General features: G+C 73.3%; 20 protein-coding genes. 12 read left to right on the top strand and 8 right to left on the bottom strand.

Annotated elements, in window-relative coordinates; genetic code table 11:
* The first annotated feature begins 50 nt into the window (after positions 1–50).
* From ACIGQF_RS35395 to ACIGQF_RS35385, 3 genes are all read left to right on the top strand, one after another.
* Entirely contained in the window at positions 51–1,475 is a 1,425-nt protein-coding gene (locus tag ACIGQF_RS35395; protein WP_399719188.1) for a protein phosphatase 2C domain-containing protein, read from the top strand.
* A gap of 149 nt (positions 1,476–1,624) precedes the next feature.
* Positions 1,625–3,367, top strand: a complete 1,743-nt coding sequence (locus ACIGQF_RS35390) for a pyruvate dehydrogenase (protein WP_399719185.1) — start codon at positions 1,625–1,627, stop codon at positions 3,365–3,367.
* 407 nt (positions 3,368–3,774) lie between these two features.
* Positions 3,775–4,257: an ATP-binding protein gene (locus ACIGQF_RS35385; RefSeq protein ID WP_399719182.1), complete on the top strand. Its 483-nt coding sequence runs from the start codon at positions 3,775–3,777 to the stop codon at positions 4,255–4,257.
* Positions 4,258–4,427: 170 nt separating this feature from the next.
* Here ACIGQF_RS35385 and ACIGQF_RS35380 read toward each other — a convergent pair whose 3' ends face one another.
* Both ACIGQF_RS35380 and ACIGQF_RS35375 read right to left on the bottom strand, forming a co-directional pair.
* Positions 4,428–5,561, bottom strand: coding sequence for a DUF2637 domain-containing protein (locus ACIGQF_RS35380; protein WP_399719179.1), 1,134 nt, complete (start codon positions 5,559–5,561; stop codon positions 4,428–4,430).
* Between the two features lie 209 nt (positions 5,562–5,770).
* Entirely contained in the window at positions 5,771–6,619 is an 849-nt protein-coding gene (locus tag ACIGQF_RS35375) for a (2Fe-2S)-binding protein (protein ID WP_399719176.1), read from the bottom strand.
* A gap of 116 nt (positions 6,620–6,735) precedes the next feature.
* On the opposite strand from ACIGQF_RS35375, the gene ACIGQF_RS35370 reads away from it, so the two are divergent.
* Positions 6,736–7,566: a GntR family transcriptional regulator gene (locus ACIGQF_RS35370; RefSeq protein WP_399719174.1), complete on the top strand. Its 831-nt coding sequence runs from the start codon at positions 6,736–6,738 to the stop codon at positions 7,564–7,566.
* 44 nt (positions 7,567–7,610) lie between these two features.
* On the opposite strand, the gene ACIGQF_RS35365 is transcribed toward ACIGQF_RS35370, so the two are convergent.
* The 3 genes from ACIGQF_RS35365 to ACIGQF_RS35355 all read right to left on the bottom strand — a co-directional run bounded on the left by ACIGQF_RS35365 (position 7,611) and on the right by ACIGQF_RS35355 (position 12,005).
* Positions 7,611–8,459 carry a hypothetical protein gene (locus tag ACIGQF_RS35365; protein WP_399719171.1) on the bottom strand — a complete coding sequence of 283 codons (849 nt, stop codon included), beginning with the start codon at positions 8,457–8,459 and terminating at the stop codon, positions 7,611–7,613.
* Positions 8,460–8,935: 476 nt separating this feature from the next.
* On the bottom strand, positions 8,936–10,213 hold the full coding sequence (locus ACIGQF_RS35360) for a DUF1266 domain-containing protein (protein ID WP_399719168.1): 1,278 nt from the start codon (positions 10,211–10,213) through the stop codon (positions 8,936–8,938).
* Positions 10,214–10,328: 115 nt separating this feature from the next.
* Positions 10,329–12,005, bottom strand: a complete 1,677-nt coding sequence (locus tag ACIGQF_RS35355) for a PucR family transcriptional regulator (protein ID WP_399719165.1) — start codon at positions 12,003–12,005, stop codon at positions 10,329–10,331.
* A 299-nt stretch (positions 12,006–12,304) separates the two neighbouring features.
* Here ACIGQF_RS35355 and ACIGQF_RS35350 point away from each other — a divergent pair, with 299 nt between their 5' ends.
* From ACIGQF_RS35350 to ACIGQF_RS35325, 6 genes are all read left to right on the top strand, one after another.
* Positions 12,305–13,207, top strand: a complete 903-nt coding sequence (locus tag ACIGQF_RS35350) for an FAD binding domain-containing protein (RefSeq protein WP_399719162.1) — start codon at positions 12,305–12,307, stop codon at positions 13,205–13,207.
* Positions 13,198–13,833 carry a (2Fe-2S)-binding protein gene (locus tag ACIGQF_RS35345; RefSeq protein WP_399719160.1) on the top strand — a complete coding sequence of 212 codons (636 nt, stop codon included), beginning with the start codon at positions 13,198–13,200 and terminating at the stop codon, positions 13,831–13,833. Before ACIGQF_RS35350 ends, ACIGQF_RS35345 begins: the two co-directional genes overlap by 10 nt.
* Before the next feature lie 2 nt (positions 13,834–13,835).
* Positions 13,836–16,220 carry a xanthine dehydrogenase family protein molybdopterin-binding subunit gene (locus tag ACIGQF_RS35340; RefSeq protein ID WP_399719158.1) on the top strand — a complete coding sequence of 795 codons (2,385 nt, stop codon included), beginning with the start codon at positions 13,836–13,838 and terminating at the stop codon, positions 16,218–16,220.
* A 226-nt stretch (positions 16,221–16,446) separates the two neighbouring features.
* On the top strand, positions 16,447–17,886 hold the full coding sequence (locus tag ACIGQF_RS35335) for an NCS2 family permease (protein WP_399719155.1): 1,440 nt from the start codon (positions 16,447–16,449) through the stop codon (positions 17,884–17,886).
* A gap of 81 nt (positions 17,887–17,967) precedes the next feature.
* On the top strand, positions 17,968–19,161 hold the full coding sequence (locus ACIGQF_RS35330) for an XdhC family protein (RefSeq protein ID WP_399719152.1): 1,194 nt from the start codon (positions 17,968–17,970) through the stop codon (positions 19,159–19,161).
* A gap of 107 nt (positions 19,162–19,268) precedes the next feature.
* The gene (locus ACIGQF_RS35325) at positions 19,269–19,424 is read left to right on the top strand and encodes a hypothetical protein (protein WP_399719149.1); all 156 of its coding nucleotides are present in this window, start codon (positions 19,269–19,271) and stop codon (positions 19,422–19,424) included.
* 9 nt (positions 19,425–19,433) lie between these two features.
* Here ACIGQF_RS35325 and ACIGQF_RS35320 read toward each other — a convergent pair whose 3' ends face one another.
* Entirely contained in the window at positions 19,434–21,125 is a 1,692-nt protein-coding gene (locus ACIGQF_RS35320; protein ID WP_399719147.1) for a SpoIIE family protein phosphatase, read from the bottom strand.
* Positions 21,126–21,243: 118 nt separating this feature from the next.
* Entirely contained in the window at positions 21,244–22,083 is an 840-nt protein-coding gene (locus ACIGQF_RS35315; RefSeq protein WP_399719144.1) for a response regulator transcription factor, read from the bottom strand.
* 93 nt (positions 22,084–22,176) lie between these two features.
* On the opposite strand from ACIGQF_RS35315, the gene ACIGQF_RS35310 reads away from it, so the two are divergent.
* Complete coding sequence (locus tag ACIGQF_RS35310; RefSeq protein ID WP_399719142.1) at positions 22,177–23,862, top strand: AMP-binding protein; 1,686 nt, start codon at positions 22,177–22,179, stop codon at positions 23,860–23,862.
* Positions 23,859–25,517 carry an AMP-binding protein gene (locus ACIGQF_RS35305; RefSeq protein ID WP_399719139.1) on the top strand — a complete coding sequence of 553 codons (1,659 nt, stop codon included), beginning with the start codon at positions 23,859–23,861 and terminating at the stop codon, positions 25,515–25,517. The genes ACIGQF_RS35310 and ACIGQF_RS35305 overlap by 4 nt, the downstream gene beginning before the upstream one ends.
* Here the strand turns inward: ACIGQF_RS35305 and ACIGQF_RS35300 are convergent.
* Positions 25,498–25,860, bottom strand: a complete 363-nt coding sequence (locus ACIGQF_RS35300) for an MmcQ/YjbR family DNA-binding protein (protein ID WP_399719136.1) — start codon at positions 25,858–25,860, stop codon at positions 25,498–25,500. The two genes, ACIGQF_RS35305 and ACIGQF_RS35300, sit on opposite strands and share 20 nt — an antisense overlap.
* Positions 25,861–25,864: the final 4 nt, after the last annotated feature.

The raw sequence follows: 25,864 nt of genomic DNA, 5'->3' as shown, positions 1-25,864 counted from the left end.
ACCCGTTCGTGCACTGTTTCCCGGCCCACCCGCGATGGACAATACGGGGCATGAGCCAGCAGGGGGACACACGCGGACACGAGGACGACTGGTGGCACGAACTGTACGAAGCGGGTGACGGCAAGCCCGTCGACGCGGGCCCCTCGGCCGCGCCCGACTCGCTCGACGACCGCGTGGACTCCGCCCTGCGCGCGGTCGGTGCCGCCGGTGCCGGGCCGATCACGGGGCCGCCGGAAGCGGCCGGGCCGGTGCCGGGGCCGCCGCTCGCCGCTGAAGAGGTCCCTGAGCCGGTGACCGGGCCCCCAGAGGTGGTGGCCGGCCCTCCGGAGCCGGTGACCGGCCGCCCGGAGGCCGCCCGTCCGGCGCCCGTCGCCGGGGCCGCCGCTCTCGCGCCGCCCGTGCCGCTGCCCACCGTGGAGTTCGTCGGGGACCGGCCGCCCCCGTACGCGGCCGAGCCGGTCGCGCTGCCCGCCGCCGACCCGGCCGACCTCGCCGGGCTGGTCCCGGACACCGAGCTGGACGGCGCGCAGTACGGCACGCTCACGCTGCGCGCCGCCTCCGTACGGGGCGACTCGGCGCGCTACCGCGGCGACCCGCGCCGCGACGCCCTGCTCACCGCCCGCTTCGGCGCCGGGCGGCAGACCCTGATCCTGGTCGCGGTCGCCTCCGGCGCGCACGCCTCGCCCGAGAGTCACCGCGCCGCCCGCGACGCCTGCCGGTGGATCGGCGCCGCCGTCGGCCGCTCCGGCGCCCGGCTGGCCGACGACATCCGCTCCGGCCGCCGGGAAGCCCTCAAGTCCGGGCTGCAGCGGCTCGCCGACCGCGGTTACGGCCGGCTGCGGGCCCGCGCCGCCGAGCTGGGCCTGGAGCCGCACGCGTACACCGCGTCGCTGCGCTGCCTGCTGCTGCCCGCCGATCCGGCCTGCCGCACCCGGGTCTTCTTCGGCGTCGGCGGGGGCGGCCTCTTCCGGCTCCGGGACGGCGTCTGGCAGGACCTGGAGCCGCCACTGCCGCCGGAGGAGGCGACCGGCGGGCCGGTCGTCGGATACGGCACGCGGCGGCCCGGCATCCCGGCGCAGCGCGGCCTCGCCGACCCGGACCCGACGATGAACCTCGGCGTCACCGGGGCGCCGGGCGCCCACGAGAGCGCCGGGGAGACCGAGGCGGCCGGAGGGGCCGGTGCGTCGGCCGACGGGACCGGTACGGCGGACGGTCCGGCGCTCGGCGGGCCTTCCGGCGCGGCCGGTGAACCGTTCCGCTTCCGTGCCTCCGTGGCACGCGCCGGCGACACCTTGCTGCTGTGCAGTGCGGGCCTCGCCGAGCCGCTGCGCGAGGCGCCCGACTTCGCCGCGCGGCTGGCCGGGCGGTGGGCCGAGACCGAGCCGCCGGGGCTGGCCGCCTTCCTGGCCGACGCCCAGCTGCGCCTCAAGGGGCACGCGAAGGACCGGACGGCCGCGGCGGTCTGGGACGGCTGAAAGGGCAGCCGGGGGACGCGGCGGCCCCGCAGCACGCCTTCCGGGGCCGCCCCGGGGAAGAGTGGTAGAACCGACCCGATGCCGCAAAGGCGGACAAACCCCCGCCGGCGGCGCGAGCCACTGATCCCCACCCGAAGGGCGTGCGCGCGATGGCGAAGCAGACCGTGGCCGAGCAGTTCGTCGACATCCTGGCGCGGGCCGGGGTCCAGCGGCTCTACGGAGTCGTCGGCGACAGCCTGAACCCCGTCGTCGACGCCATCCGTCGCACCTCGGCCGTCGAGTGGGTGCAGGTCCGGCATGAGGAGGTCGCGGCGTTCGCGGCCGGGGCCGAGGCCCAGATCACCGGCCGGCTCGCGGCCTGCGCCGGGTCCTGCGGGCCGGGCAACCTCCACCTCATCAACGGCCTCTTCGACGCGCACCGTTCGATGGCCCCCGTACTGGCCCTGGCCTCGCACATCCCCTCCAGCGAGATCGGCACCGGCTTCTTCCAGGAGACCCACCCCGACCAGCTCTTCCAGGAGTGCAGCCATTACTGCGAGCTGATCTCCAGCACCAAGCAGATGCCGCGCGTCCTGCAGACCGCGATCCAGCACGCGGTGGGCCGCAGCGGCGTCTCGGTGGTCGCGCTGCCCGGCGACATCGCGGGAGAGCCGGCGCCCGAGCGCGCCGAGGAACACGCGCTGGTCACCTCGCGGCCCTCCGTCCGCCCCGGCGACGCGGAGATCGCGCAGCTCGCCCGCATGATCGACGGGGCCGGCAAGGTCACGCTGTTCTGCGGCAGCGGTACGGCGGGCGCCCATGCCGAGGTCATGGAACTGGCCGAGAAGATCAAGTCACCGGTCGGCCACGCGCTGCGCGGCAAGGAGTGGATTCAGTACGACAACCCCTTCGACGTCGGGATGAGCGGTCTGCTCGGGTACGGCGCCGCCTACGAAGCCACCCACGAGTGCGATCTGCTGATCCTGCTCGGCACGGACTTCCCGTACAACGCCTTCCTGCCGAAGGACGTGCCGATCGTGCAGGTGGACGTGCGTCCCGAGCACCTCGGCCGCCGCTCCACGCTGGACCTCGCCGTCTGGGGCGACGTACGCGAGACCCTGCGCTGCCTGACCCCGCTGGTCGAGGAGAAGAGGAACCGCCGGTTCCTCGACCGGATGCTGAAGAAGCACGCCGACGCGCTGGAGGGCGTGGTCAAGGCGTACACCCGCAAGGTCGACAAGCACGTGCCGATCCACCCGGAGTTCGTCGCCTCCGTGCTCGACGAGGAGGCCGCCGACGACGCGGTCTTCACGGTCGACACGGGCATGTGCAACGTCTGGGCGGCGCGGTACCTCACCCCCAACGGGCGCCGCCGCGTCATCGGTTCGTTCACCCACGGCTCGATGGCCAACGCGCTGCCGCAGGCCATCGGCGCGCAGCTGACGGACCGCCGGCGGCAGGTCGTCTCGATGTCGGGCGACGGCGGATTCTCCATGCTCATGGGCGACTTCCTCACCCTGGTGCAGCACAACCTGCCGGTGAAGGTCGTGCTGTTCAACAACTCCTCGCTCGGCATGGTCGAGCTGGAGATGCTGGTCGCCGGGCTGCCCTCGTACGGCACCGACAACCACAACCCCGACTTCGCCGCCATCGCCAGGGCGGCGGGCGCGTACGGCGTCCGGGTGGAGAAGCCCAAGCAGCTCCGCGGGGCGCTGCGGGACGCCTTCAAGCACAACGGTCCCGCGCTCGTCGACGTCGTCACCGACCCGAACGCGCTGTCCATCCCGCCGAAGATCAGCGCGGACATGGTGACCGGGTTCGCGCTCTCGGCGGGCAAGATCGTGCTGGACGGCGGAGTGGGCCGGATGGTGCAGATGGCCCGGTCCAATCTCCGCAACATCCCGCGCATGTGAGCCGTCACCGCCAGCGGGGCGCATGCCCCGCACCTGTGCCCGGCGATGGCAGAAGACGTCAGGGGCTTCCGGGGTGCGACGGCCCGCCGTAGCCGCGCAGACGCGGGCGTAGACGTACCGGGCCGGTCGGCGGACCCGCTCCCTCGACGGCCCACCGGGAGGCGGAGCACCGGCTGCGGCAGCGGACCGGTCGGCAGCGGGGGCGAATTGGTCCTACGGACGACCGCACCGCCGCCGGGTTGCCGCCCTTGTCATGACCGCCGGACCGGCCCTTGGTCGGTACCAAACGGGCATCCCATGGCATATGCGGGAGCACGGGGTGAAGCTTGGCATGTCGCCCGGTGGGCATGGTTCGCCGTGAGGTCGCCCGGAAGATCGGCGACACGGGAACGCTCGGGGCGGGGAGGATGAATCGTCAGCCTGTACGGGGCGAGCAGGTGCACGGACGGGGCGGCGGGCCGGTCATCGGGCCCGCCGACACCTGCATCGACACATGGACCGAGGGGCAGCGGCCGAGGGCCATCCGGCGTCGGCTGCGCCGCGCCGACCTCACGGCGGTCGCGGAAGTCCGCAAGGACCTGCGTCATCTGCTGCTCCACTGGGGGGAGACCGGCAGGTCGGACATCGCGGAGCTGCTCATCAGCGAGCTGGTGACCAACGCTCTGGTGCACACCGACCGGGGGGCCGTGGTGACCGCCACGGTGACCGACCGTCTGCGGGTGGAGGTGCGGGACTTCGTGTCCCGGCGGCCGCGGTCCCGCAGACCGACCACCGAAGGCACTTCGGGGAGGGGACTGATGCTGGTGCGCTCGCTCGCCGACGCCTGGGGCATACGGATGCACGGAGTCGGCAAGTGCGTGTGGTTCGAACTGGGCGGCACGGGGACCTGAAGGCCGTTCTCCGTACCTCCCGTACGCGCGGGCCGCGCACCGGCACACGGCGGCGGGGGGGGGGGGGGGGGCGGCGGCGCCCCCCCCCCCCGCCCCCCCCCCCCCCCGCCCCCCCCCCCCCCCCCCCCCCCCCCCCCCCCCCCCCGCCGTGGCCCGGGGCCACGGTCCGCTCAGCCGAACTGCCGCTCGATCTCGGCGAGCTTCTCCTCCAGGGAGTCCAGCCGCGGGAGCGTCTGCGTGTCGTCCTCGGCGGTGAGGTCCACGGTCCGCCCGCCGGACCGCTCGGCACCGCTGCCGGTACGGCCGGCCACGGCCTTCAGAGTGGGACGGGACCGGAGCGTGTCACCGGCGACCGTCCCGTCATCGGCCGCCGGGCCGTCGAGTGCGGGGTTCTCGGCGGCCCGGCCCCCCGCTGCCGGCACTCCGACCGCCTGGCCTTCGAGGGCCGGGGCCTCGGACTGCTGCGCGGCGGGCCGCCCGGCGTCCACGGCCGGCAGCTGACGGGCGCCGCGGCCCCATCGGTGCTGCCGGTTCAGCGCCCGTACCCGGGCCCGGTCCAGCTTCCGGTGCTCGCGGCGGCGGCGCCGGGTGCGCTCCCGCTCGCGCCGGTCCTCGCGTACCTCCTCGACCGCCTCGTCCAGGCTCCGTACGCCCTCCAGCAGCATCAGCGACCAGGCCGCGAAGGTCTCGCGCGGCGCGCGGAGCCAGCGCACCATGCGGATCTGCGGCAGTGGCCGCGGCACCAGGCCCTGTTCGCGCAGCGCCGCCCGGCGGGTCTGCTTCAGCGCGCGGTCGAAGAGGACGGCGGCCGACAGGGACATGCCCGCGAAGAACTGCGGGGCGCCCGCGTGGTCCAGGCCGCGCGGCGCGTGCACCCAGTTGAACCACGCGGCCGCGCCCGCGAACGTCCACACCAATATCCGGGAGCCGAGCGCCGCGTCACCGTGGCTGGCCTCGCGCACCGCCAGAACGGAGCAGAACATCGCCGCGCCGTCCAGGCCGAACGGCACCAGGTACTCCCAGCCCCCGGAGAGGTTGAGGTTCTGCCGGCCGAAGCCGACCAGGCCGTGGAAGGAGAGCGCGGCGGCCACCGCGGCACAGCAGAAGAGCAGCAGGTAGGCCGCCGAGCCGTAGACGGCCTCCTTGCGGCGCCGGCGTTCCTCGCTGCGCTCCCAGGAGTCGTCGGCCGTCGTCTTCGCCGGGCCGCGCTTGCCGCGCAGGACCACGGCGACGGCTGCCGAGACACCGATGAGCAGCAGGGCTCCCGGAATGAGCCAGTCCAGCGATATGTCCGTCATTGCCATCTGGGACCCCTTGTGCATCGCGGTACGCGTTTTCGCGCGACATCCTGGCGGAGTCGGCCGGTTCCGCAGGGGTTTTCGGGGCAAGAGAACGCCAAGGAGGCGCCGGGGCCCGCCGGGAGGGGTGAACTGTTCGTACACCCTTGAGAGGGGTGGCAGTTGAGTTCGATTTTCGCCGCTCGATCGGGTGCGGATGGAGGAGTGGCTCGGAGTCAGGCGCTCGCGGTCAGCCGCGCGACCCGGTCCGCGTCACATGTACGCGGACAGGTGACGCAGGTGTCCTCCGGACGCACCGTGTAGAACATGCAGCAGCTCGCGCGGTCCCGCGTCGGAAGCTTCTCCCCGGCCGGCCCCGTCAGCTCGCGGAAGCCCGCGCCGCCCACGTACGGCGCGGTCGCGCCCGGCAGCAGCCGCTCGACTTCGGCCACCGCGCGCGGCTCCTCGCCGAGCAGATGGCCGAGGTACCACATGCCCTCGACGATCTCGTCCGTCGCCATGCCCCACAGCGCGCGCGGCCCGCGCCGCACGCGGGGGCGGAAGCCGTCCAGTACGGGCGCGAGGTGTTCGGCGACGGCGGACCGCACCTCGGCGCGCAGCGCCTCCTCGTCGGCGACGACCACGGCGCCCGGCAGCTCGGCCGCCGGGTCGCCGGGCAGGCACGCGAAGGAGGTGATGCGGACCGCCGCGTGGCCCATCTCGCGCGGGAAGAAGACGGCGCCGGCGGGCAGCCGCGGCACCCGGCGGTGCAGGAACCACGGCATGGTGATCAGCAGACAGGCGGGCCAGGCGTAACGGTGCAGGCCGAAGCTGGCGACCACGTCGGGGCGCGCCTGCTTCCCGTAGTTCTCGACCACCTGCGCGTCGTCCCAGGCCAGGAACGCGTCCAGGGCCGCGCCGCCGGCCGCCAGCTCCGCCGCGCCGGTCCAGCCCTCGCCCGTCGGGGCCGGGTCCTCCGGACCGAGCTCGGTGATCCGCAGATGGGGGAAGACCTCGGTGAGCCGGGCATACGCGCCGGTCACGGGGGAAGTGGACGGCGGGGCGGCGAGCGCGGAAGAAGCCATGCGAGGGACCACCGAATCGCTGTCGTTGGCAGGTAAGGCTTACCTTAGCGGAAGACTGCGAGGTTTGACCTGCGACGGGGGCCGCCTATGGTGCACAAGGACATCAGGAGGTACCCATGGAGCAGCGCGCGGCGGAGCAGCCCCCGCGGATACGCGCCCGCGTGCCCGCTCAGGGGCGCGCGGAGCCGGTGCGCGGGCGGCACCCCGCCGACGCGGACGGCGCGCAGCGGGTACCGGCCACGCCGGGCCCCCGCGCGGACTCCGAGCCCGCGGCCCGCATCCACGCCGCGGCCGCGCCGCCCCCCGCCGCGACCGTGCGCAAGCCCCAGCGGCACTCCGTACGCGCGCAGGTCCTGGCAGCACTGCGCGACTCCCTGCTCTCCGGCGAGCTGGCGCCCGGCGCCGTCTACTCGGCGCCCGCGCTCGCCGAGAGCTTCGGCGTGTCCCCCACCCCGGTCCGCGAGGCGATGCAGCAGCTCGCGGTCGAGGGCGCGGTCGAGGTGGTGCCGAACCGCGGCTTCCGGGTCGCCGAGCGCACCCCCCGCGACCTCGCCGAACTGGCCGAGGTCCGGTCGATGCTGGAGGTGCCGGCCGTACTGCGGCTGGCCCGCGCCCTGCCGCCCGAGCGCTGGGAGGAGCTGCGCCCCGCGGCCGCCGCGACGGTCACGGCCGCGGGCCACGGTGACTGCGTGGCGTACGCGGAGGCCGACCGCGCCTTCCACCGCGCGCTCCTCGACCTGACCGGCAACCGGCAGCTGATGCTCGTCGCCGACGACCTGCACCGCCGCACGGGCTGGCCCTGCGGCGGCGCTACGGCGGGCGTCGCCGACCTCCTGGCCGACGCCGCCGACCACATGGCCCTCCTCGACGCCCTCACGGCCCAGGACCCGGCCCTCGCCGAACGCATCCTCCGCGACCACCTCACGGGCACGCGCTTCCCGCACTGAGCCCGCGCCGTCCGGGCGCCTCCACGGCGCCCGGCGGAGCCGTGCTATGCCGCCGTCGGCAGGTGGTCCGCGAGCCAGGTGGGGACGCCGTCCATGAGGCGGAAGAGGCGGGCGGCCTCGGCGCGGAGGCGGGGGGCCTCCTCTTCGGGGGCGGCGTCGGCGAGGGCGGCGAGTGCCGGGGCCGTGCCGATGAGGTAGCCCAGTTCCTCGCGGATCCGGAGGGATTCGGCGAAGCCGTGCCGGGCCTCCGCCAACTCGCCGTCGCGGAGGGCGAGTCCGGCCAGGTGCCGCCAGGTGAAGGAGAGCAGCAGCGGGTCTTCGTGGGCGGTGGCGGCGGCGTGCGCGCGGCGGTAGGCGGCGCGGGCCGACTGCGGGCTGTCGGCGAGGTGCTCGGCCATGAGGCCGCGCCGGAAGTCCAGCAGGGCGCGTCCCGGCGCCGCCGGGGGCAGCAGGGCGGCGGCGCGGCCGAGTGCCGCGCGCGCCTCGTCGGCGCGGTCCCGTACGCCCAGGACGGTGGCGGCGTAGGCGAGATGGCCGCGCTCGCAGGCCGCGTCGCCGCGTTCGTCGTCGGTGGCCGCGCGGGCCTCGGCGTACCGCAGGGCGTCCTCGGCCTCGGCCCAGCCCGCGCAGGTGAACATGGAGCGCTCCACGAGAAGCGCGGCGCGGCGCAGCGCGGCGGGCGCGTGCGCGGCGGCGTGCGGTTCCAGCAGGGCGGCCGCGTCCTCCCAGCAGCCGCGGGAGCGGAGTCGCCACACGGCCCGGTCCAGTGGGCCGTCCTCGTCGGCGGCTCCCTCGGCCGTCCGCGCGGCCGGCAGTCCCGTCACCGGTGCCCCCGGCACCGGCAGTCGTTCGACGGTCCCTTCGGAGCCGTCGGATTCCGCAGATTCCGGCATGGCGGTATCCGCCACATTGCCCTCCCCGAGCGCACCTTTGAGCCTGGACTGGAAGCAGTGGGCGAATCTCAGCACGAATTTCGGCGTGGGGCCAAGGGGCTGGGTGAATGATTTCACAATCTCCCACGGGCCGTGTACGGGGCGGAGTTGAGCCGCTAGGAGAGCGGATCGCGGCTCTCCGGTGGGGCGTACGGGCCGGGCGGTCCGTCCTGGAATGCCGTGACCTGGCGCTTCGATCGGCACAGCGGCGTCACGCGAAATACGCTCGAAGGAGTGACGTGGTGTCGTGCCGTCGGCCGCGCGCCGTCCGCCGCTCGCCGGCCGCCCCATGATCCCGTCGCCCGGTCCCGCTGCAGGAGGCGGCAGTGGACGCCTGGCGGGGTCCGGTCCACCGGATCGGGGGGTGCGCGGCGGGCGCGGGGACGCGCGCGGGGTGACGTGCGCGTCGAGAGCCGTGCGTCACCGGAGGCGGGGCGTCACTCCCAGGGGATGTTCCGCCAGGGGCTGGCCGGGTCGGTGGTCAGGATGCGGTGCGCCGTGACCATGTCCCCGTACCAGTGGCCGAACTCCTCCTCGTCGAACTGCAGGCAGCGGCCGAGGATGAAACCGGCCGAGAAGTCCTCCCAGGACCGGTACGCGTTCCGGCTCGCCCGGCCGGCCCGCAGCACGGCCTGCTCCGCCTCCTGGAGGTCGCAGTAGCGCGCGCCGAGCCCCCAGCGGGCCATGCCGGAGGCGCGCCCGTAGTCCCACGCCTCGGTGGAGCGGACGAACTTCCCTTCCGGCAGCACACCGTCCGCGCGGAACCGCGCCTCGTACCGGGCGATCCGGCCGATCAGCCGCTGCACCCCCGCGACCTGCGAGGCGACCTCCGCCTCGCCGGGCGGCTCGGTCTTCGTCACGCCCTCCGGGCCGATCTTGACCTCGGCGCCCTTCGCCGCGTTGTGCCGCAGCACCCGCTCGGCCACCCCGCGCCAGTGGTCCACGCTGACGGCGCCCGCGAAGTCCAGCGCGAGGGAGCGCCGTACGGCGAGCGCGAACTCCCAGACCTCGCTGACCATGTCGGCGGCGATCAGCCGCTCCTGGGACTGCTGCCAGCCGGCCCGGTCGGTGACGCCCCAGAACTCGGCGAGCTGCTTCTTCTCCGGGTAGTAGCCCCGGCCGTGGTGGGCCATGGCGTTCCACGGCTGGCCGTTCTTGACGAACAGCAGCGCCCCGCAGGCGAGTCCGTGCGCCACCGGGCCGTGCAGCGGCCCGCCCAGGTGCAGCGCGCGCAGCCTGATGGGCTCCTCCTGGGCGGAGGCGGCGGCCGCGGCGTGCCGCTGCCACAGGGCGCGGTGCTCGGGCGAGGCCGGGAAGTACGCCTCGCACGGGCTGCCGGGGTTGACGGCCAGCCACGGCGGGTCGTGCGGTTCCCAGTTGCGCGCGTACCAGTCCAGCGAGCCGGACCAGAAGACCGGGTCGGCGACGGGCGCGGGCAGCATGCCGGTGGTGAAGGCGGCCAGGCAGGGCGTCCCGGTCCGCTGGTCCCAGTACGGCTGGAAGCGCACCGTTCCCGGGTGCGCGTCGGCCGCGGCCCGGGAGTCGGCGATGTACAGCTCGGTACGGGCCAGCACGTCGAAGTACGCGGACCAGTCCCCGCGCGCCTTCGCGTCGTACAGCTGCTGCTCGACCTCGCTCGGCGCCTGCCAGTCCGGTGCCGCCGCTTCCGCCGGCCCCGGCTCGGCGGCCGCCTCCGGCCCGTCCGTCATCGCCATGGGAAAACCTTATCGAGCCGTGATCAGGGGGTGTGCGGGGCCCGGCACGCGGCCCCCGGCGCCACCCGCGCTCATGTCCTCCGCGGGGCGGTCACGTCCTCGGCCGGAACGGTCCTCACGTCATCCGCAGGGCCAGGAAGAAGTCCAGCTTGTCCTCCAGGCGGGACAGGTCGCGGCCGGTGAGCTGCTCGATGCGGCCGACGCGGTAGCGGAGGGTGTTGACGTGCAGGTGGAGGCGGCCGGCGCAGCGGGTCCAGGAGCCGTCGCTGTCCAGGAACGCCTCCAGGGTGGGGATCAGCTCGGCACGGTGCCGCCGGTCGTAGTCCCGGAGCGGGTCCAGCAGCCGGGCGGTGAAGGCTCGGCGCACGTCGTCGGGGACGAAGGGCAGCAGCAGGACGTGCGAGGCCAGCTCCTCGTGGCCGGCGGCGCACACCGCGCCGGGCCGGGCCGCCGCGACCCGGCGGGCGTGCCGGGCCTCCTCCAGCGCGCCGCGCAGGCCCTCCGCCGAGTGGACGGCGGCACTCACGCCGAGGGTGAGCCGGCCGTCGTCGGCCAGCCCGCGGGAGAGCGGCTCCTGGACCGCGGCGAGCAGCGCGCCGGCGTGCAGCCCCTCGGCCTTGGCGTCGGAGTCGTCGTCGTGCAGGGCGGGCAGCGGTACCAGCGCGACCGCCTCGTCCCCGGTGTGCGCCACGGCGATCCGGTCGGCCGGGTCGGGCCCCGCGGCCCCGGGGTCGACCAGGATCTCTTCCAGGAGGGACTGGGCGACCGGGCCGCCGGGGAGATCGCCGCCCTCCCACTCCACGCGGGCGACCACGACCTGCCAGTGCGGCGCGGTGCCGAGGCCCGGCAGCAACACGGGCGCGGCGACCCGCAGCCGGGCGGCGATCTCGGCGGGCGGCGCACCCGTCTGGACCAGCTCCAGGACCTCCTGGGCGAGCCGGCGGCGCACCGTACGGGCCGCGTCGCGCCGGTCCCGCTCGACGGCGATCAGCTGGGTGACGCCGTGCAGCAGGTCCAGCCGCTCCGCCGGCCAGTCGCCGGCGTCCGCCTCGACCGCCAGCAGCCAGTCCGAGAGCAGCGTCTCGCGCAGGTCGCGGCCGCCGCTGCGGATCGGGAAGAGGGAGTACGTGGTGTTGCCGAGCAGGACCCGGTGCGGGCTGCGGCGCCCGCTGCGGGCCGCCGCCAGGTGCTCGCCCGCCAGCCGCGCGCCGTCCGCCGTGCCGGCGGTGTCCTCCGCGCCCGCCGCCTCGCCCCCGGGCGTTGCGCCCGCGATCCGCCGTCCGGTGGGGGAGAGCACCCAGGCGGCCAGGTCGAGGTCGGAGCCGAGGAGGTCCAGGACGACCTCGGGGCCGCCGCCCGCCGGGCCCGACGTCATCAGGCGACGGTGCCGGTCCACGACGGCGGCCAGGTCGCCGGCGCGCTCACCGGAGACCTGCCGTACGACGTACTCGGTGATCGAGGCGAAGGAGACCGCCTCGGAGACGGAGAACAGCGGCAGGCGGTGGCGCGCGCAGGCGAGCACCAGGTCCTCGGGGACGGAGCCCAGCTCCGCCTCGCCGGCCGCCAGCCCGGCCACTCCGGCCGTGGCAAGAATCCGGACGAAGTTTTCCGAGTCCTCGGGCTCCCGCCGCCAGGCCAGGCCGGAGAGGACCAGTTCGCCCCCGTTGAGGTAGCGGCTGGGATCCCGCAGGTCGGTGGTCATCACCCCCCGCACCGTGCGGTCCAGTTCGTCCTCGCCCCCGAGAAGCCGCAGGCCAAGGGAGTCGGTGTCCAGAAGTGCGCGGAGCCGCATGACCTCGCCCGCCGATCTTTCCGTCTCGTGTTGCCGGTGGAATACCGCGAGGTTGCCGGGCCCCGCTTTTCGTTCGAATCTACAAGACGGGTGCCCTGGCCAGCCAACCGCTTCATGGTTTCGGTGACTGCACCGGGCGGGCGCTGGGCGCGTGTACTGGGTCACATCGCGTGAACGACATATGAACAACCCGAGAGACGGCGGCCGGATGGCTACGGCGGCGGCCCCGTCACCGTAGGGCCCGTTGACACCGCCGACCGTAGTGGTTACGGCACGATTTTCCGAGAAGAGAGCCACACATGGACTTCCTTCGCCCCGCCAGCTGGGAGGAGGCGCTCGCCGCGAAGGCCGAGCACCCCACCGCTGTGCCGATCGCGGGCGGCACGGACGTGATGGTCGAGATCAACTTCGACCACCGCCGCCCCGAATACCTGATGGATCTGAACCGCATCGGTGATCTGCGGGAGTGGGAGACCGGAGCGGACACCGTACGGCTCGGCGCTTCCGTGCCGTACACCCGGATCATGGAGAACCTGCGTACCGAGCTGCCGGGCCTGGCGCTCGCCTCGCACACCGTCGCCTCCCCGCAGATCCGCAACCGCGGCGGCGTCGGCGGCAACCTCGGCACCGCCTCCCCGGCCGGCGACGCGCACCCCGCGCTGCTCGCCTCGGGCGGCGAGGTCGAGGTGGAGTCGGCGGCCCGCGGCGTGCGCATGATCCCCATCGACGACTTCTACGTAGGCGTCAAGCGCAACGCCATGGAGCAGGACGAGCTGATCCGCGCCGTCCACCTGCCCAAGGCCACCGGGGCCCAGCAGTTCTCCAAGGTCGGTACGCGCAACGCCATGGTCATCGCGGTGTGCGCGTTCGGTATCGCGCTGCACCCGGAGACGAAGACGGTACGGACCGGCATCGGTTCGGCCGCGCCCACCCCGGTACGTGCCAAGGAGGCCGAGACCTTCCTCGCGGCGGCGCTGGAGGAGGCCGGTCTCTGGGAGTCCGGCGCACCGGTCCCGGTGTCCGTGGCGAAGCAGTTCGCGCAGCTGGCGACGGGTGCCTGCAACCCGATCGACGACGTGCGCGGCAGCGCGAAGTACCGCCGGCACGCGGTCGGTGTGATGGCCCGCCGCACGCTCGGCTGGGTGTGGGAGTCCTACCGCGGCAACGGCCGCACGGCACAGGGAGGCGCACAGTGCGCGTGAAGTTCACCGTCAACGGCCGCGAGCAGACGGCCGACGACGTCTGGGAAGGCGAGAGCCTGCTGTACGTGCTCCGCGAGCGGATGGGCCTGCCGGGTTCGAAGAACGCCTGCGAGCAGGGCGAGTGCGGCTCCTGCACGGTCCGGCTGGACGACGTGCCGGTGTGTTCCTGCCTGGTCGCCGCCGGGCAGGTCGAGGGCCGCGACGTGGTCACCGTCGAGGGCCTGGCCGACTTCGCCCAGCAGCGCGCCGAGCGCACCGGCTGCGGCACGGGTGCCTGTGGCGGGGCCAAGGGCACCACGCTGGACGAGGCCAAGGGCTGGGCCGCCAAGCCCGCCGGTCCGGAGGACAGCCGGACGGGTGAGCAGGGCACCTCCCCGCATACGGCTCTCTCGCCCATCCAGCAGGCCTTCATCGACGCGGGCGCCGTCCAGTGCGGCTTCTGCACGCCGGGTCTGCTGGTCGCCGCCGACGAGCTGCTGGAGCGCAACTCCCAGCCGTCCGACGCCGACATCCGCGAGGCGCTGTCCGGCAACCTGTGCCGCTGCACGGGCTACGAGAAGATCCTCGACGCGGTCCGCCTCGCGGCCGCCCGCGGCGAGAACGAGACCGCAGGAACGGGGGCCTGACCATGGCCGGAGTCACCCGGACACCCACCAATCTCACCCAGGGCAGCAAGACGCCGGCCGGTATCGGGGCCTCCACGCTGCGCCCGGACGGCACGCTGAAGGTGACCGGCGAGTTCGCGTACTCCTCGGACATGTGGCACGAGGACATGCTGTGGGGCTTCACGCTGCGCAGCACCGTCGCGCACGCCGAGATCCGCTCCATCGACACCTCCGAGGCGCTCGCCCAGGCCGGTGTCTACGCGGTCCTCACCTACGACGACCTGCCCACCGCGGTGAAGAACTACGGCCTGGAGATCCAGGACACGCCCGTACTGGCCCACGGCCGGGTACGGCACCACGGCGAGCCGGTCGCGCTGGTCGCGGCCGACCACCCGGAGACCGCGCGGCGGGCCGCCGCCAAGATCAAGATCGACTACGCGGAGCTGCCGGTCGTCACCGACGAGGCCTCGGCCCTCGCCGAGGACGCCCCGCTGCTCCACCCGGGGCGCAACGACCACCACGCGGGTCACGTACCGCACCCGAACATCGTCCACCGCCAGCCGATCATCCGCGGCGACGCGGACGAGGCCGCCAAGCGCGCCGACGTGATCGTCACCGGCGAGTACGACTTCGGCATGCAGGACCAGGCCTTCCTCGGCCCGGAGTCCGGCCTCGCGGTGCCGGCCGAGGACGGCGGCGTCGACCTGTACGTCGCGACCCAGTGGCTCCACTCGGACCTGCGCCAGATCGCGCCGGTGCTCGGCCTGCCGCCGGAGAAGGTACGCATGACGCTCTCCGGCGTCGGCGGTGCCTTCGGCGGCCGCGAGGACCTGTCGATGCAGATCCACGGCTGCCTGCTGGCGCTCCGCACCGGCAAGCCCGTCAAGATCGTCTACAACCGGTTCGAGTCCTTCTTCGGGCACGTCCACCGGCACCCCGCCAAGCTCTGGTACGAGCACGGCGCCACCAAGGACGGCAAGCTCACCCACCTGAAGTGCCGCATCGTGCTGGACGGCGGCGCGTACGCCTCGGCCTCCCCGGCCGTGGTCGGCAACGCCTCCTCGCTCGCCGTCGGCCCGTACGTCGTCGACGACGTGAACATCGAGGCCGTCGCGCTCTACACGAACAACCCGCCGTGCGGCGCCATGCGCGGCTTCGGCGCGGTCCAGGCGTGCTTCGCCTACGAGGCGCAGATGGACAAGCTGGCCAAGGCGCTGGACATGGACCCCGTCGAGCTGCGGCAGCGCAACGCCATGGAGCAGGGCACGCTCCTGCCGACCGGGCAGCCGGTCGACTCGCCCGCGCCGGTCGCCGAGCTGCTGCGCCGCGTGAAGGCCATGCCGCTGCCGCCGGAGAACCAGTGGGAGACCACCGAGGGCGCCGACGTCCGCGCGCTGCCCGGCGGCCTGTCCAACACCACCCACGGTGAGGGCGTCGTCCGCGGCATCGGCTACGCCGTCGGCATCAAGAACGTCGGGTTCTCCGAGGGCTTCGACGACTACTCCACCGCGAAGGTGCGGATGGAGGTCATCAACGGCGAGCCGGTCGCGACCGTGCACACCGCGATGGCCGAGGTCGGCCAGGGCGGCATCACCGTGCACGCGCAGATCGCCCGTACCGAGCTGGGCGTCCAGCAGGTCACCATCCACCCGGCCGACACCCAGGTCGGCTCCGCCGGCTCCACCTCCGCCTCCCGGCAGACCTACGTCACCGGCGGCGCGGTGAAGAACAGCTGCGAGGCCGTGCGCGAGCAGGTCCTGCAGAAGGGCCGGATCAAGTTCGGCACGTACCACCCGGCGTGGGCCACCGCCGAGCTGCTCCTGGAGGGCGGCAAGGTCGTAACCGACGGCGGCGAGGTGCTCGCCGACATCGCGGACGTGCTGGGCGAGGAGGCCGTGGAGGTCGAGCTGGAGTGGCGGCACCGCCCCACCGAGGCCTTCGACCTGGAGACCGGCCAGGGCTTCGGCCACGTGCAGTACTCCTTCGCGGCGCACCGCGCGGTCGTCGAGGTCGACACCGAGCTCGGCCTGGTCAAGGTCATCGAGCTGGCCTGCGCGCAGGACGTCGGCAAGGCGCTCAACCCGCTGTCCGTCGTCGGCCAGATCCAGGGTGGCACCACCCAGGGCCTGGGCGTGGCGGTCATGGAGGAGATCGTCGTCGACCCCAAGACGGCGAAGGTCCGCAACCCCTCGTTCACCGACTACCTGATCCCCACCATTCTGGACACGCCCACCATCCCGGTGGACGTCCTCGAACTTGCCGATGAACACGCTCCTTACGGGCTGCGCGGCATCGGTGAGGCGCCGACCCTGTCCTCGACCCCGGCTGTCCTCTCCGCCATCCGGGCGGCGACAGGTCTGGCGCTCACGAAAACGCCGGTGCGGCCCGAACACCTCACCGGCACCTGATGCTCCGGGCGGTACGGATGGTTTGGGGTGTCCTGTCCGTCCTCCCGCGGTTCGTACCGCCCGGAGTTTCCCCCACATCAGCAGCGGCTCCTAGGATCCCTCCGGCGCCGCATTGGCTGAAAAACGTTCGTCTCGGGCCGTCCCCCGGGTCGTGCGGCCCGCTCCATCCCAAATCTCACACTTCCCCCCTTGTGAGTGCCCCTATGAACCTTGGGAGATAGGCACCATGACCCAGCCCACCATCGAGCCGACCACGGCGGAGGACGCAGGCGCGGGTTCGCGCCAGCCCGCCGGCCGGTCATGGCTCGACCGGTACTTCCACATATCCGAGCGTGGCTCCACCCTCGGCCGGGAGCTGCGCGGCGGCATCACCACCTTCATGGCGATGGCGTACATCCTCCTGCTCAACCCCGTCCTGCTCAGCGGCAAGGACGCGGTGGGCGGCACACTCGAGCCGGGCGCCGTGATCACGGCGACCGCCTTCGCGGCCGCGGTCGCGACGCTGCTCATGGGCGTCGTCGGCAAGGTCCCGCTGGCGCTCGCCGCCGGTCTGAGCGTCTCGGGCGTGCTCGGCACCCAGGTGATCAGTGACATGTCGTGGCCGCAGGCCATGGGCATGTGTGTGATCTACGGTGTCGTGATCATGCTCCTGGTGATCAGCGGGCTCCGCGAGAAGATCATGAACGCGATCCCGCTGGGCCTCAAGCACGCCATCACCATCGGCATCGGCCTCTTCGTCACCATGATCGGCCTGGTCAAGGCCGGGTTCGTCGGCATCGGCAACGCCTCGGCGCCGGTCACCCTCGGCGTCCACGGCCATCTGTCCGGCTGGCCCGTCCTGGCCTTCTGCCTCACCCTCGTCGTCATCTTCATGCTGCTGGCCCGGAACATCCCCGGCGCGATCCTGATCGGCATCGCCGTCGGCACGGTCTTCTCGCTCATCGTCACCGCGGCCTTCGGGCTGGGCGACAAGCAGTGGGGCCTGGCCACTCCGTCGCTGCCGGACACCCTGGTCTCGTCGCCGGACTTCAGCCTGTTCGGCAAGATCGAGTTCGGTGGCTTCGCCGAGCTCGGGGCCACCACCGTGGCGATGGTCGTCTTCACCCTGGTCCTGGCCGGCTTCTTCGACGCCATGGCCACGATCATCGCCGTCGGCCAGGAGGCCAAGCTCGCCGACCACCTCGGCCGGATGCCGGGGCTGAACAAGGCGCTGCTCATCGACGGTGCGGGCGGTGCGATCGGCGGCGTCTCCGGCGCCTCGGGCCAGACCGTCTTCATCGAGTCCGCGAGCGGCGTCGGCGAGGGTGCCCGTACCGGCCTGTCGGCCACCGTCACCGGCCTGCTCTTCGGTGCGGCACTGCTCTTCACCCCACTGGCGGAGATCGTGCCCGCCCAGGTCGCGTCCGCCGCGCTGGTCGTCATCGGCTCGATGATGATGCAGAACGCACGGCACGTGGACTGGCGCGACCGGTCCGTGGCCATCCCGGTCTTCCTGACCGTGGTGATCATGCCGTTCACCTACTCGATCGTGAACGGTGTGGCCGTCGGCATCATCTCGTACTGCGCGATCAAGCTCGCGCAGGGCAAGTGGCGCGAGCCGGGCCCGCTGATGTGGATCCTGGCGCTGGTCTTCATCGCCAACTTCGCCTTCAACGACATCGGGTAGGGGAGACCCGCCCGAGCCGGGCACCGTGCCCGGGCGGAGGCCGCATCGGCCCTCCGCGCAATCGCAGACAAGGAGCTGGACATGCTGGACATCGCCGACGAGCTGAACCGGTGGGTCGAGCAGGGACGCGACTTCGCCGTGGCCACCGTGGTGGGCGTCGGCGGCAGCGCGCCCCGGCAACCGGGCGCCGCGCTCGCCGTCGACCGCGACGGCACGGCGATCGGGTCCGTCTCCGGCGGTTGCGTGGAGGGTGCGGTGTACGAGCTGTGCCAACAGGCCCTGGAGACCGGTGAGCCGGTACTGGAGCAGTTCGGATACAGCGACGAGGACGCCTTCGCCGTCGGCCTGACCTGCGGCGGCATCATCGACATCCTCGTCACCCCGGTACGCGCGAGCGCCCCGGAGCCATCGCAGGGGCCGGACGACCCCTCGGCCCCGGTGGACAGCACCTCCAGGACGCTCGTGGCCGCGGTGGCCGCCGCCGTCTCCGCCGAGGCGGCGGCCCTCGCACGCATCGTCTCCGGCCCGGCCGACCTCCTCGGCCGCGCCCTCCTCGTCCGCGCCGACGGCAGCCGCGCCGGCAGCCTCGGCGGCCACCCCGAGCTGGACCGCACCGCGCTCCAGGAGACCCGCGCCCTGCTGGACGCGGGCCGCACCACCACCGTGGAGATCGGCGCCGACGGCAGCAGGTGCGGCGTCCCGCTGACCCTGCTCGTCGAATCGTCCGTGCCGGCCCCGCGGATGCTGGTCTTCGGCGCCATCGACTTCGCCGCAGCCCTGGTCCGGGCCGGGAAATTCCTCGGCTACCGCGTCACGGTCTGCGACGCCCGGCCCGTCTTCGCCACGCAGGCGCGCTTCCCCGACGCCGACGAGATCGTGGTCGACTGGCCGCACCGCTACCTGGACTCCCAGGAGCTGGACCCCCGCGCCGTGCTCTGTGTGCTTACTCACGACGCCAAGTTCGACGTCCCGCTGCTGGAGCGGGCCCTGCGGCTCCCCGTCGCCTACGTCGGCGCCATGGGCTCCCGCCGCACCCACCTGGACCGGCTGCGCCGTTTGCGCGAGGCCGGCCTCACTGACCTGGAGCTGAACCGGCTCCGCTCGCCGATCGGCCTCGACCTCGGTGCCCGTACGCCCGAGGAAACCGCCCTGTCGATCGCCGCCGAGATCGTCGCAGCGCGCCGCGGCGGTACGGGCACGCCGCTCACCGGCGCACATACCCCGATCCATCACGACACATCGGTCACCGCACGCCGTATCGGGTCCGTTGCCTGAGACAGCGGGTACTGCTCCCGGTAGGCGGACGATAAGATCGGCGGCCGGCCGTCCGCGCCATTCGTGGGCGGCTGTCGCCATGTCCGAGAACGAAGGAACACTGCACGATGAACTCGCCGGACAGACCGCTCACCCCGATCTACGATCAGCTCATCACCGAGCAGGGTGACGTCGCCACCGAGGCGCGCGAGTACGCCGAGAAGACCGAGCGGGAAGCCAACGAAGTACTGGACTTCGGGATGCCCGCGCCCTCGGCGCAGTAGCGCCCCGCCTCAGCCGTCCCCTGGCACCCGCAGTGCCAGCAGCGCCACGTCGTCCTCGTTCGCGGCGTACAGGGCGCGGCTGATGAGCTGGTCGCAGAAGTCGTCCAGCGAGCGGTCGGCGAGCGCGGCGGCGAAGCGGGCCAACTGGTCCAGCCCCTCGCTCAGCGGCAGGCCGCGCGCCTCGATCAGCCCGTCGGTGTAGAGCACCACCGTGCTCCGCGGCGGGAGCACCTGCCGGAAGTCGGTGCGCCCCGGCGACAGCTCCGTACCGAGCACCAGGTCGGCGGCGTCCTGCTCCAGGAAGCACACCCGGCCGTCGGCGTGCACCAGCAGCGGCGGCGGATGCCCGGCATTGGTCCAGCGCAGCCGCCAGTCGCCGTCCCGCTCGACCTGCGCCAGGATCATGGTCGCCAGCTGCACCTCGCTGATGTGCACCAGCGCCCGGTCCAGCCGGTCGACGGTGACCGAGGGCGCCTCGGTGTGCTCCCAGGCGAACGCCCGCAGCATGTTGCGCACCTGGGCCATGCAGGCGGCCGCCTGCAGGTCGTGGCCCACCACGTCCCCGATGACCAGCGCCGTCTTCCCGTCCGGCAGCCCGAAGACGTCGTACCAGTCGCCGCCGACCCGGGAGGCGTGCGGCGCCGGGTGGTAGCGCACCGTCATCTCCAGGCCCTCGATGCGGGGGAGCGGCGGCAGCAGGTGACGCTGCATGGTCTCGGCGACCCGCCGCTGCCGCTCGTACAGCTGCGCGTTGTCCACCGCGAGCCCGGCCCGGCGGGCGATGTCGTCGACCAGCGCCAGCTCCGCCGAGTCGAACGGCTTCTCCTGGCCCGTGCGGACCAGCGTCAGCGCGCCGAGCACCTTGCCCGGGCCGCGCAGCGGCGCGATCACCGCGGAGCGCATGCCGATCGCCTTGAACATCTCGCGCTGCTGGACGGCGATGCCCGAGTCCGGCGGCCCCTCGTAGACCTCCGGCGAGACGATCCGCGGCGCTGCCCCGCGCAGCACGCTGGACAGCGGCATCCGCGAGGTCTGCAGCACCGGCGGCATCGGACCCGCCAGCTCGTCCACCCGTACGTGCTGCCCGTTCACGTGGTGCACGACGGCGACCCGGCGCAGCGAGTGCTGCTCCTCCAGCAGATCCACCACCGCCCAGTCCGCCAATCGGGGCACTACCAGCCGTACGAGCCGCTTCAGCGATTCGTCCAGATCAAGGGTGGAGGTCAGCACGGCGGTGGTCTCGGCGACCATGGTCAGCCGGTCGGCGAGGTCGGTGAGGGCCGCGACGTTCGCCGCGTCGGCGGGCTCGCGCTCCTCCTCGGGCGGGCGCCGGAAGAAGAGGACGACGGCGCCGGCCGGTGCGCCGTCCACTTCGTACGGCACGGACAGCCCGCCGACGCAGATCTGCTCGCCGTCCCCGCGCGCGAACCACTGGCAGCCGTCCAGGGCCACGGTCTCACCGGCCAGGAACGCCTGGAGCAGCGTGCAGTTCGGGCGCGGCAGCCGGGTGCCGTCGGCATTGCGGTGCAGCAGTTCGTGCGGATCGCCGCCCACCAGCTCGGCGGCCGGGCGGCCCAGCAGCTCCTCGGCCCGGGCGTTGACATAGGAGATCCGCCCGAAGCCGTCCTGGACGTAGACCCCGGCCGCCAGCCCCGCCGGCAGCACGGGCCCTCCCTCGCTCCCGGTCGCGGGACCTGACACGGGCCGCCCTCCTCACTGACGCCACACACCGACCGACGGCAGCCTCCAGCCTCTCCCAGGAACGCGTCCGCGGCCTGCCCGGTGGGCCGGGCGCGTGGCGTACGCGCGGCCCGGCGCCTCAGGGCAGCAGGCCGGCCCGGCGGGCCGCGACCACGGCCTGCAGCCGGCTGTGGGCGCCCAGCTTGCGCATGGCGGAGCGCAGGTACCCCTTGACCGTCTCCGGGCGCAGCCCGAGCCGCTCGCCGACCGCCGCGTTCGTCGCGCCGGAGGCCACGCAGGACAGCACGTCCACCTCGCGCGGCGCGAGGGCCACCGCGGGGCCGCCGTGGGACCCGCCCGAGGCCGCCGCGAGCCGGCCGCAGGCCGCCAGCATCTCCTGCCGCAGTGCTTCGTCGCCGACCCGGTTGGCCAGGGCACGCAGCGCGCTGTGCGCCTCCCTGACCTCTTCCCACATCACCGGATCGGCGGCGGTCGGCTGCCGGGCCACCGACAGCAGCCGCTCCGCCTCGTCCTGCACCACCAGCGCCTGCTCCAGCTCCCTGGCCGCCTCCAGCGCGGCCGACAGCGGCCGGTCACCCAGTTGCAGCGGCTGCCGCAGCGCCCCGTACAGCACGCCGCGCACCCGGCGCCGCACCACGACCGGCACCGCCAGGACGGACTTCAGCCCCTCGGCCGCCACCGCCGCGTCGTACTCGTGGCTGATCACCACGGAGGAGTGGTAGTCGGTCACCGCGAACGGCCGGGAGCGGGCCGCTGCCTTGCCGCCCAGCCCGTTGCCGGAGTCGATGCGCAGACCGCGCAGCGCGGTGGTGGCGGTACCGGTCATCTCGCCGATGCGGAAGCGGCCGCTGCCCGAGAGCAGACCGCCGAAGGCCACGGGCAGTCCGCTGGCCCGGCGCAGCCGCAGCAGCGCCGCCCTGACTTCGGCGGACTCGTTCCGCTCCGCATCGTTCCGCACGCGCTACCCTCCGCTTCCCCCCGTTCGGGGGTGGTGAGACCTGCGTCACTGATTACACGATGGCCGGAAGCCGCGGGGCAATGAGGAGGACACATGGCGGACACGCGCGGGACGAGCCCGACGGAAACGTTCCGGGCAGCACGGGACTTCCTGCTGCGGCACCGGGAGGACTACGAGGCCGCACGCGAGGGCTTCAGCTGGCCGCGCCCCGAGCGCTTCAACTGGGCGCTGGACTGGTTCGACGCCATCGCCCGCGACAACGAACGGCTCGCGCTGCACATCGTCGAGGAGGACGGCCGGGAGACCCGGCTGACCTTCGAGGAGATGCGCCGCCGGTCGAACCGCGCGGCCAACTGGCTCACCTCGAAAGGGGTAAGCGCCGGCGACCGCATCATCGTCATGCTCGGCAACCAGGCCGAACTGTGGGAGACCGCGCTCGCCGCGATGAAGCTGCGCGCCGTCGTCATCCCCGCGACGCCGCTGCTCGGCCCCGCCGACCTCACCGACCGCGTCGAGCGGGGCCGCGCCCGCCATGTGATCGTGCGGTCCTCCGACACGGCCAAGTTCGACGGCGTGCCCGGCGAGTACACTCGGATCGCGGTGGGCGGCGCGGCGCCCGGCTGGCTCGCGTACGAGGACGCGTACGACAGCCCCGACACCTTCGAGCCCACCGGCGACACCGCGCCGGACGACCCGCTGATGCTGTACTTCACCTCCGGGACGACGGCCCGGCCCAAGCTGGTGGAGCACACCCACACCTCGTACCCGGTCGGCCACCTCGCGACGATGTACTGGATCGGCCTGCGGCCGGGCGACGTGCACCTGAACATCTCCTCGCCGGGCTGGGCCAAGCACGCCTGGTCCAACCTCTTCGCGCCCTGGAACGCCGAGGCCACCGTCTTCCTCTACAACTACACCCGGTTCGACGCGGCCCGGCTGATGGCGGAGATGGACCGGGCGCACGTCACGACCTTCTGCGCGCCGCCCACTGTCTGGCGGATGCTCATCCAGGCCGATCTGAGCGCGCTGAAGACCGCGCCTCGCGAGACCGTCGCGGCCGGCGAGCCGCTCAACCCGGAGATCATCGAACAGGTCCGGCAGAGCTGGGGCGTGACCATCCGCGACGGCTTCGGCCAGACCGAGACCGCCGTCCAGGTCGCCAACACCCCGGGCCAGCCCCTCAAGCCCGGCTCCATGGGCCGCCCCACGCCCGGTTACGACGTGGTCCTGCTGGACCCGGTGACCGGCGAGCCGGGCGACGAGGGCGAGATCGCGCTCGATCTGCGGAACCGGCCGGTCGGCGTGATGGCCGGCTACCACGGCGACCCCGAGCGCACCGCCGAGGCGATGGCCGGTGGCTACTACCGCACCGGCGACATCGGCTCCCGGGACGGCGACGGCTGTCTGACCTACATCGGGCGTGCCGACGACGTCTTCAAGGCCTCCGACTACAAGATCAGCCCGTTCGAGCTGGAGAGCGCGCTGCTGGAGCACGAGGCGGTCGCCGAGGCCGCCGTCGTCCCCGCGCCCGATCCGCTGCGGCTCGCCGTGCCCAAGGCGTACATCGTGCTGGCCGCCGGCTGGGAGCCGGGCCCGGCGACCGCCAAGGCGCTCTTCGAGCACTCCCGCGAGGTGCTGGCCCCCTACAAGCGCGTCCGCGTCCTGGAGTTCGCCGAGCTGCCCAAGACCGTGTCCGGCAAGATCCGCCGCATCGAGCTGCGCGAGCGCACCGCCGGCGGCGACCGCGGCGCCGAGTACCGCGAGGAGGACCACCGATGAGCACGCACGAGACCACGGCGCCGGACGGCCGTCCGCTGTCCTACGAGAGCGGCGAGCGCGACCGGCCCCTGCTGGACCGGACGATCGGCGCCGACCTGGAGCTGGCCATCGAGCGGTTCGGCGACCGCGAGGCGATGGTCGACGTGGCCGGCGGCCGGCGCTGGACGTACGAGCAGTTCGGCCGCGCCGTCGACGAGGTCGCGCTCGGCCTGCTCGCCAAGGGCGTGACCAAGGGCGACCGGGTGGGCATCTGGGCGCCCAACTGCGCCGAATGGACGCTGACCCAGTACGCCACGGCCCGCATCGGCGCCGTCATGGTCAACATCAACCCGGCCTACCGGACGCACGAACTGGCTTACGTGCTCAACCAGTCGGGCATCGAGGTGCTGGTCTCCGCGACCGCGCACAAGTCCAGCGACTACCGGCGGATGGTCGCGGAGGTGCGCCCGGACGCGGAGCGCCTCCGCGAGGTCGTCTTCATCGCCGACCCCACCTGGGAGGAGCTGCTGGCGGCCGGGACCTCGGTGCCCGCGGCACGGCTGGCGGAGATCGCGGCGACCCTCACGCCCGACGACCCCATCAACATCCAGTACACCTCCGGCACCACCGGCTTCCCCAAGGGCGCCACCCTCTCGCACCGCAACATCCTCAACAACGGCTACTGGGTGGGCGAGGCCGTCGGCTACACCGAAGCGGACCGGGTCTGCCTGCCGGTGCCCTTCTACCACTGCTTCGGCATGGTCATGGGCAACCTCGCGATCACCTCGCACGGCGCCTGCTCCGTGATCCCGGCGCCCGCCTTCGACCCGGCCGCGACGCTCCGCGCCGTCCAGCAGGAGCGCTGCACCTCGCTCTACGGCGTCCCCACCATGTTCATCGCCGAGCTGAACCTCCCCGACTTCGCCTCCTACGACCTGAGCTCGCTGCGCACCGGCATCATGGCCGGCTCGCCCTGCCCGGTGGAGGTCATGAAGCGGGTGGTCGCCGAGATGCACATGGCGGAGGTCTCCATCTGCTACGGCATGACCGAGACCTCGCCGGTCTCCACCCAGACCCGCCGCGACGACGACCTGGAGCACCGCACGGAGACCGTCGGCCGGGTGCTGCCGCACATCGAGGTGCGGGTCGTGGACCCGACCACGGGGGAGACGGTGGAGCGCGGCGAGCCGGGCGAACTGTGCACCCGCGCGTACAGCGTGATGCTCGGTTACTGGGAGGAGCCCGAGCGCACGGCCGAGGTCATCGACGCGGACGGCTGGATGCACACCGGGGACCTCGCCGTCATGAACGACGACGGCTACCTCCGCATCGTCGGCCGCATCAAGGACATGATCATCCGGGGCGGCGAGAACGTCTATCCGCGCGAGATCGAGGAGTTCCTCTACTCCCACCCCAAGATCGCGGACGTGCAGGTGGTCGGCGTACCGGACGAGAAGTACGGCGAGGAGATCGCCGCCTGCGTCATCCTCAAGGACCCGGCGGACACCCTCACGCAGGCGGAGCTGGCCGACTTCTGCCGCGACCGGCTCGCCCACTACAAGGTCCCGCGCTACCTCGACCTCCTGGACGCCTTCCCGATGACGGTCAGCGGCAAGGTACGCAAGGTCGAACTCCGCGACAGGCTGGCGGCGGAGCTCAGGGACGGTCCAGCCTGAGGCGCTGCGCGCGCGGCAGCCCCGCGACGACCAGGTCGTAGGAGTCCTCGATCAGCTCCTTGACCTGGTGCTCCGGGAGGTCACCGGTCAGCGTCACGGTGTTCCAGTGCCGCTTGTTGAGGTGGTAGCCGGGGACGATCTCGGGGTGCGCTGCGCGCAGCCGCACCGCCTCCTCGGGGTCGCACTTGAGGCTGACGGTGAGCGGGTCGGCCGCGTCGAGCGCGGAGAGCGCGAAGATCTTCCCGCCCACCTTGTAGACCGCCGTGTCGGGGTTGAAGGGGAACTCCTCGACGGCGCCGTTGAATTCCAGGCAGAAGGCGCGCAGGGCGCGGTGATCGAACATGAGG

The sequence above is a fragment of the Streptomyces sp. NPDC053560 genome, assembly GCF_044544605.1.
GTDB lineage: Bacteria > Actinomycetota > Actinomycetes > Streptomycetales > Streptomycetaceae > Streptomyces.
This window is presented reverse-complemented; position numbering and strand designations above follow the sequence as displayed.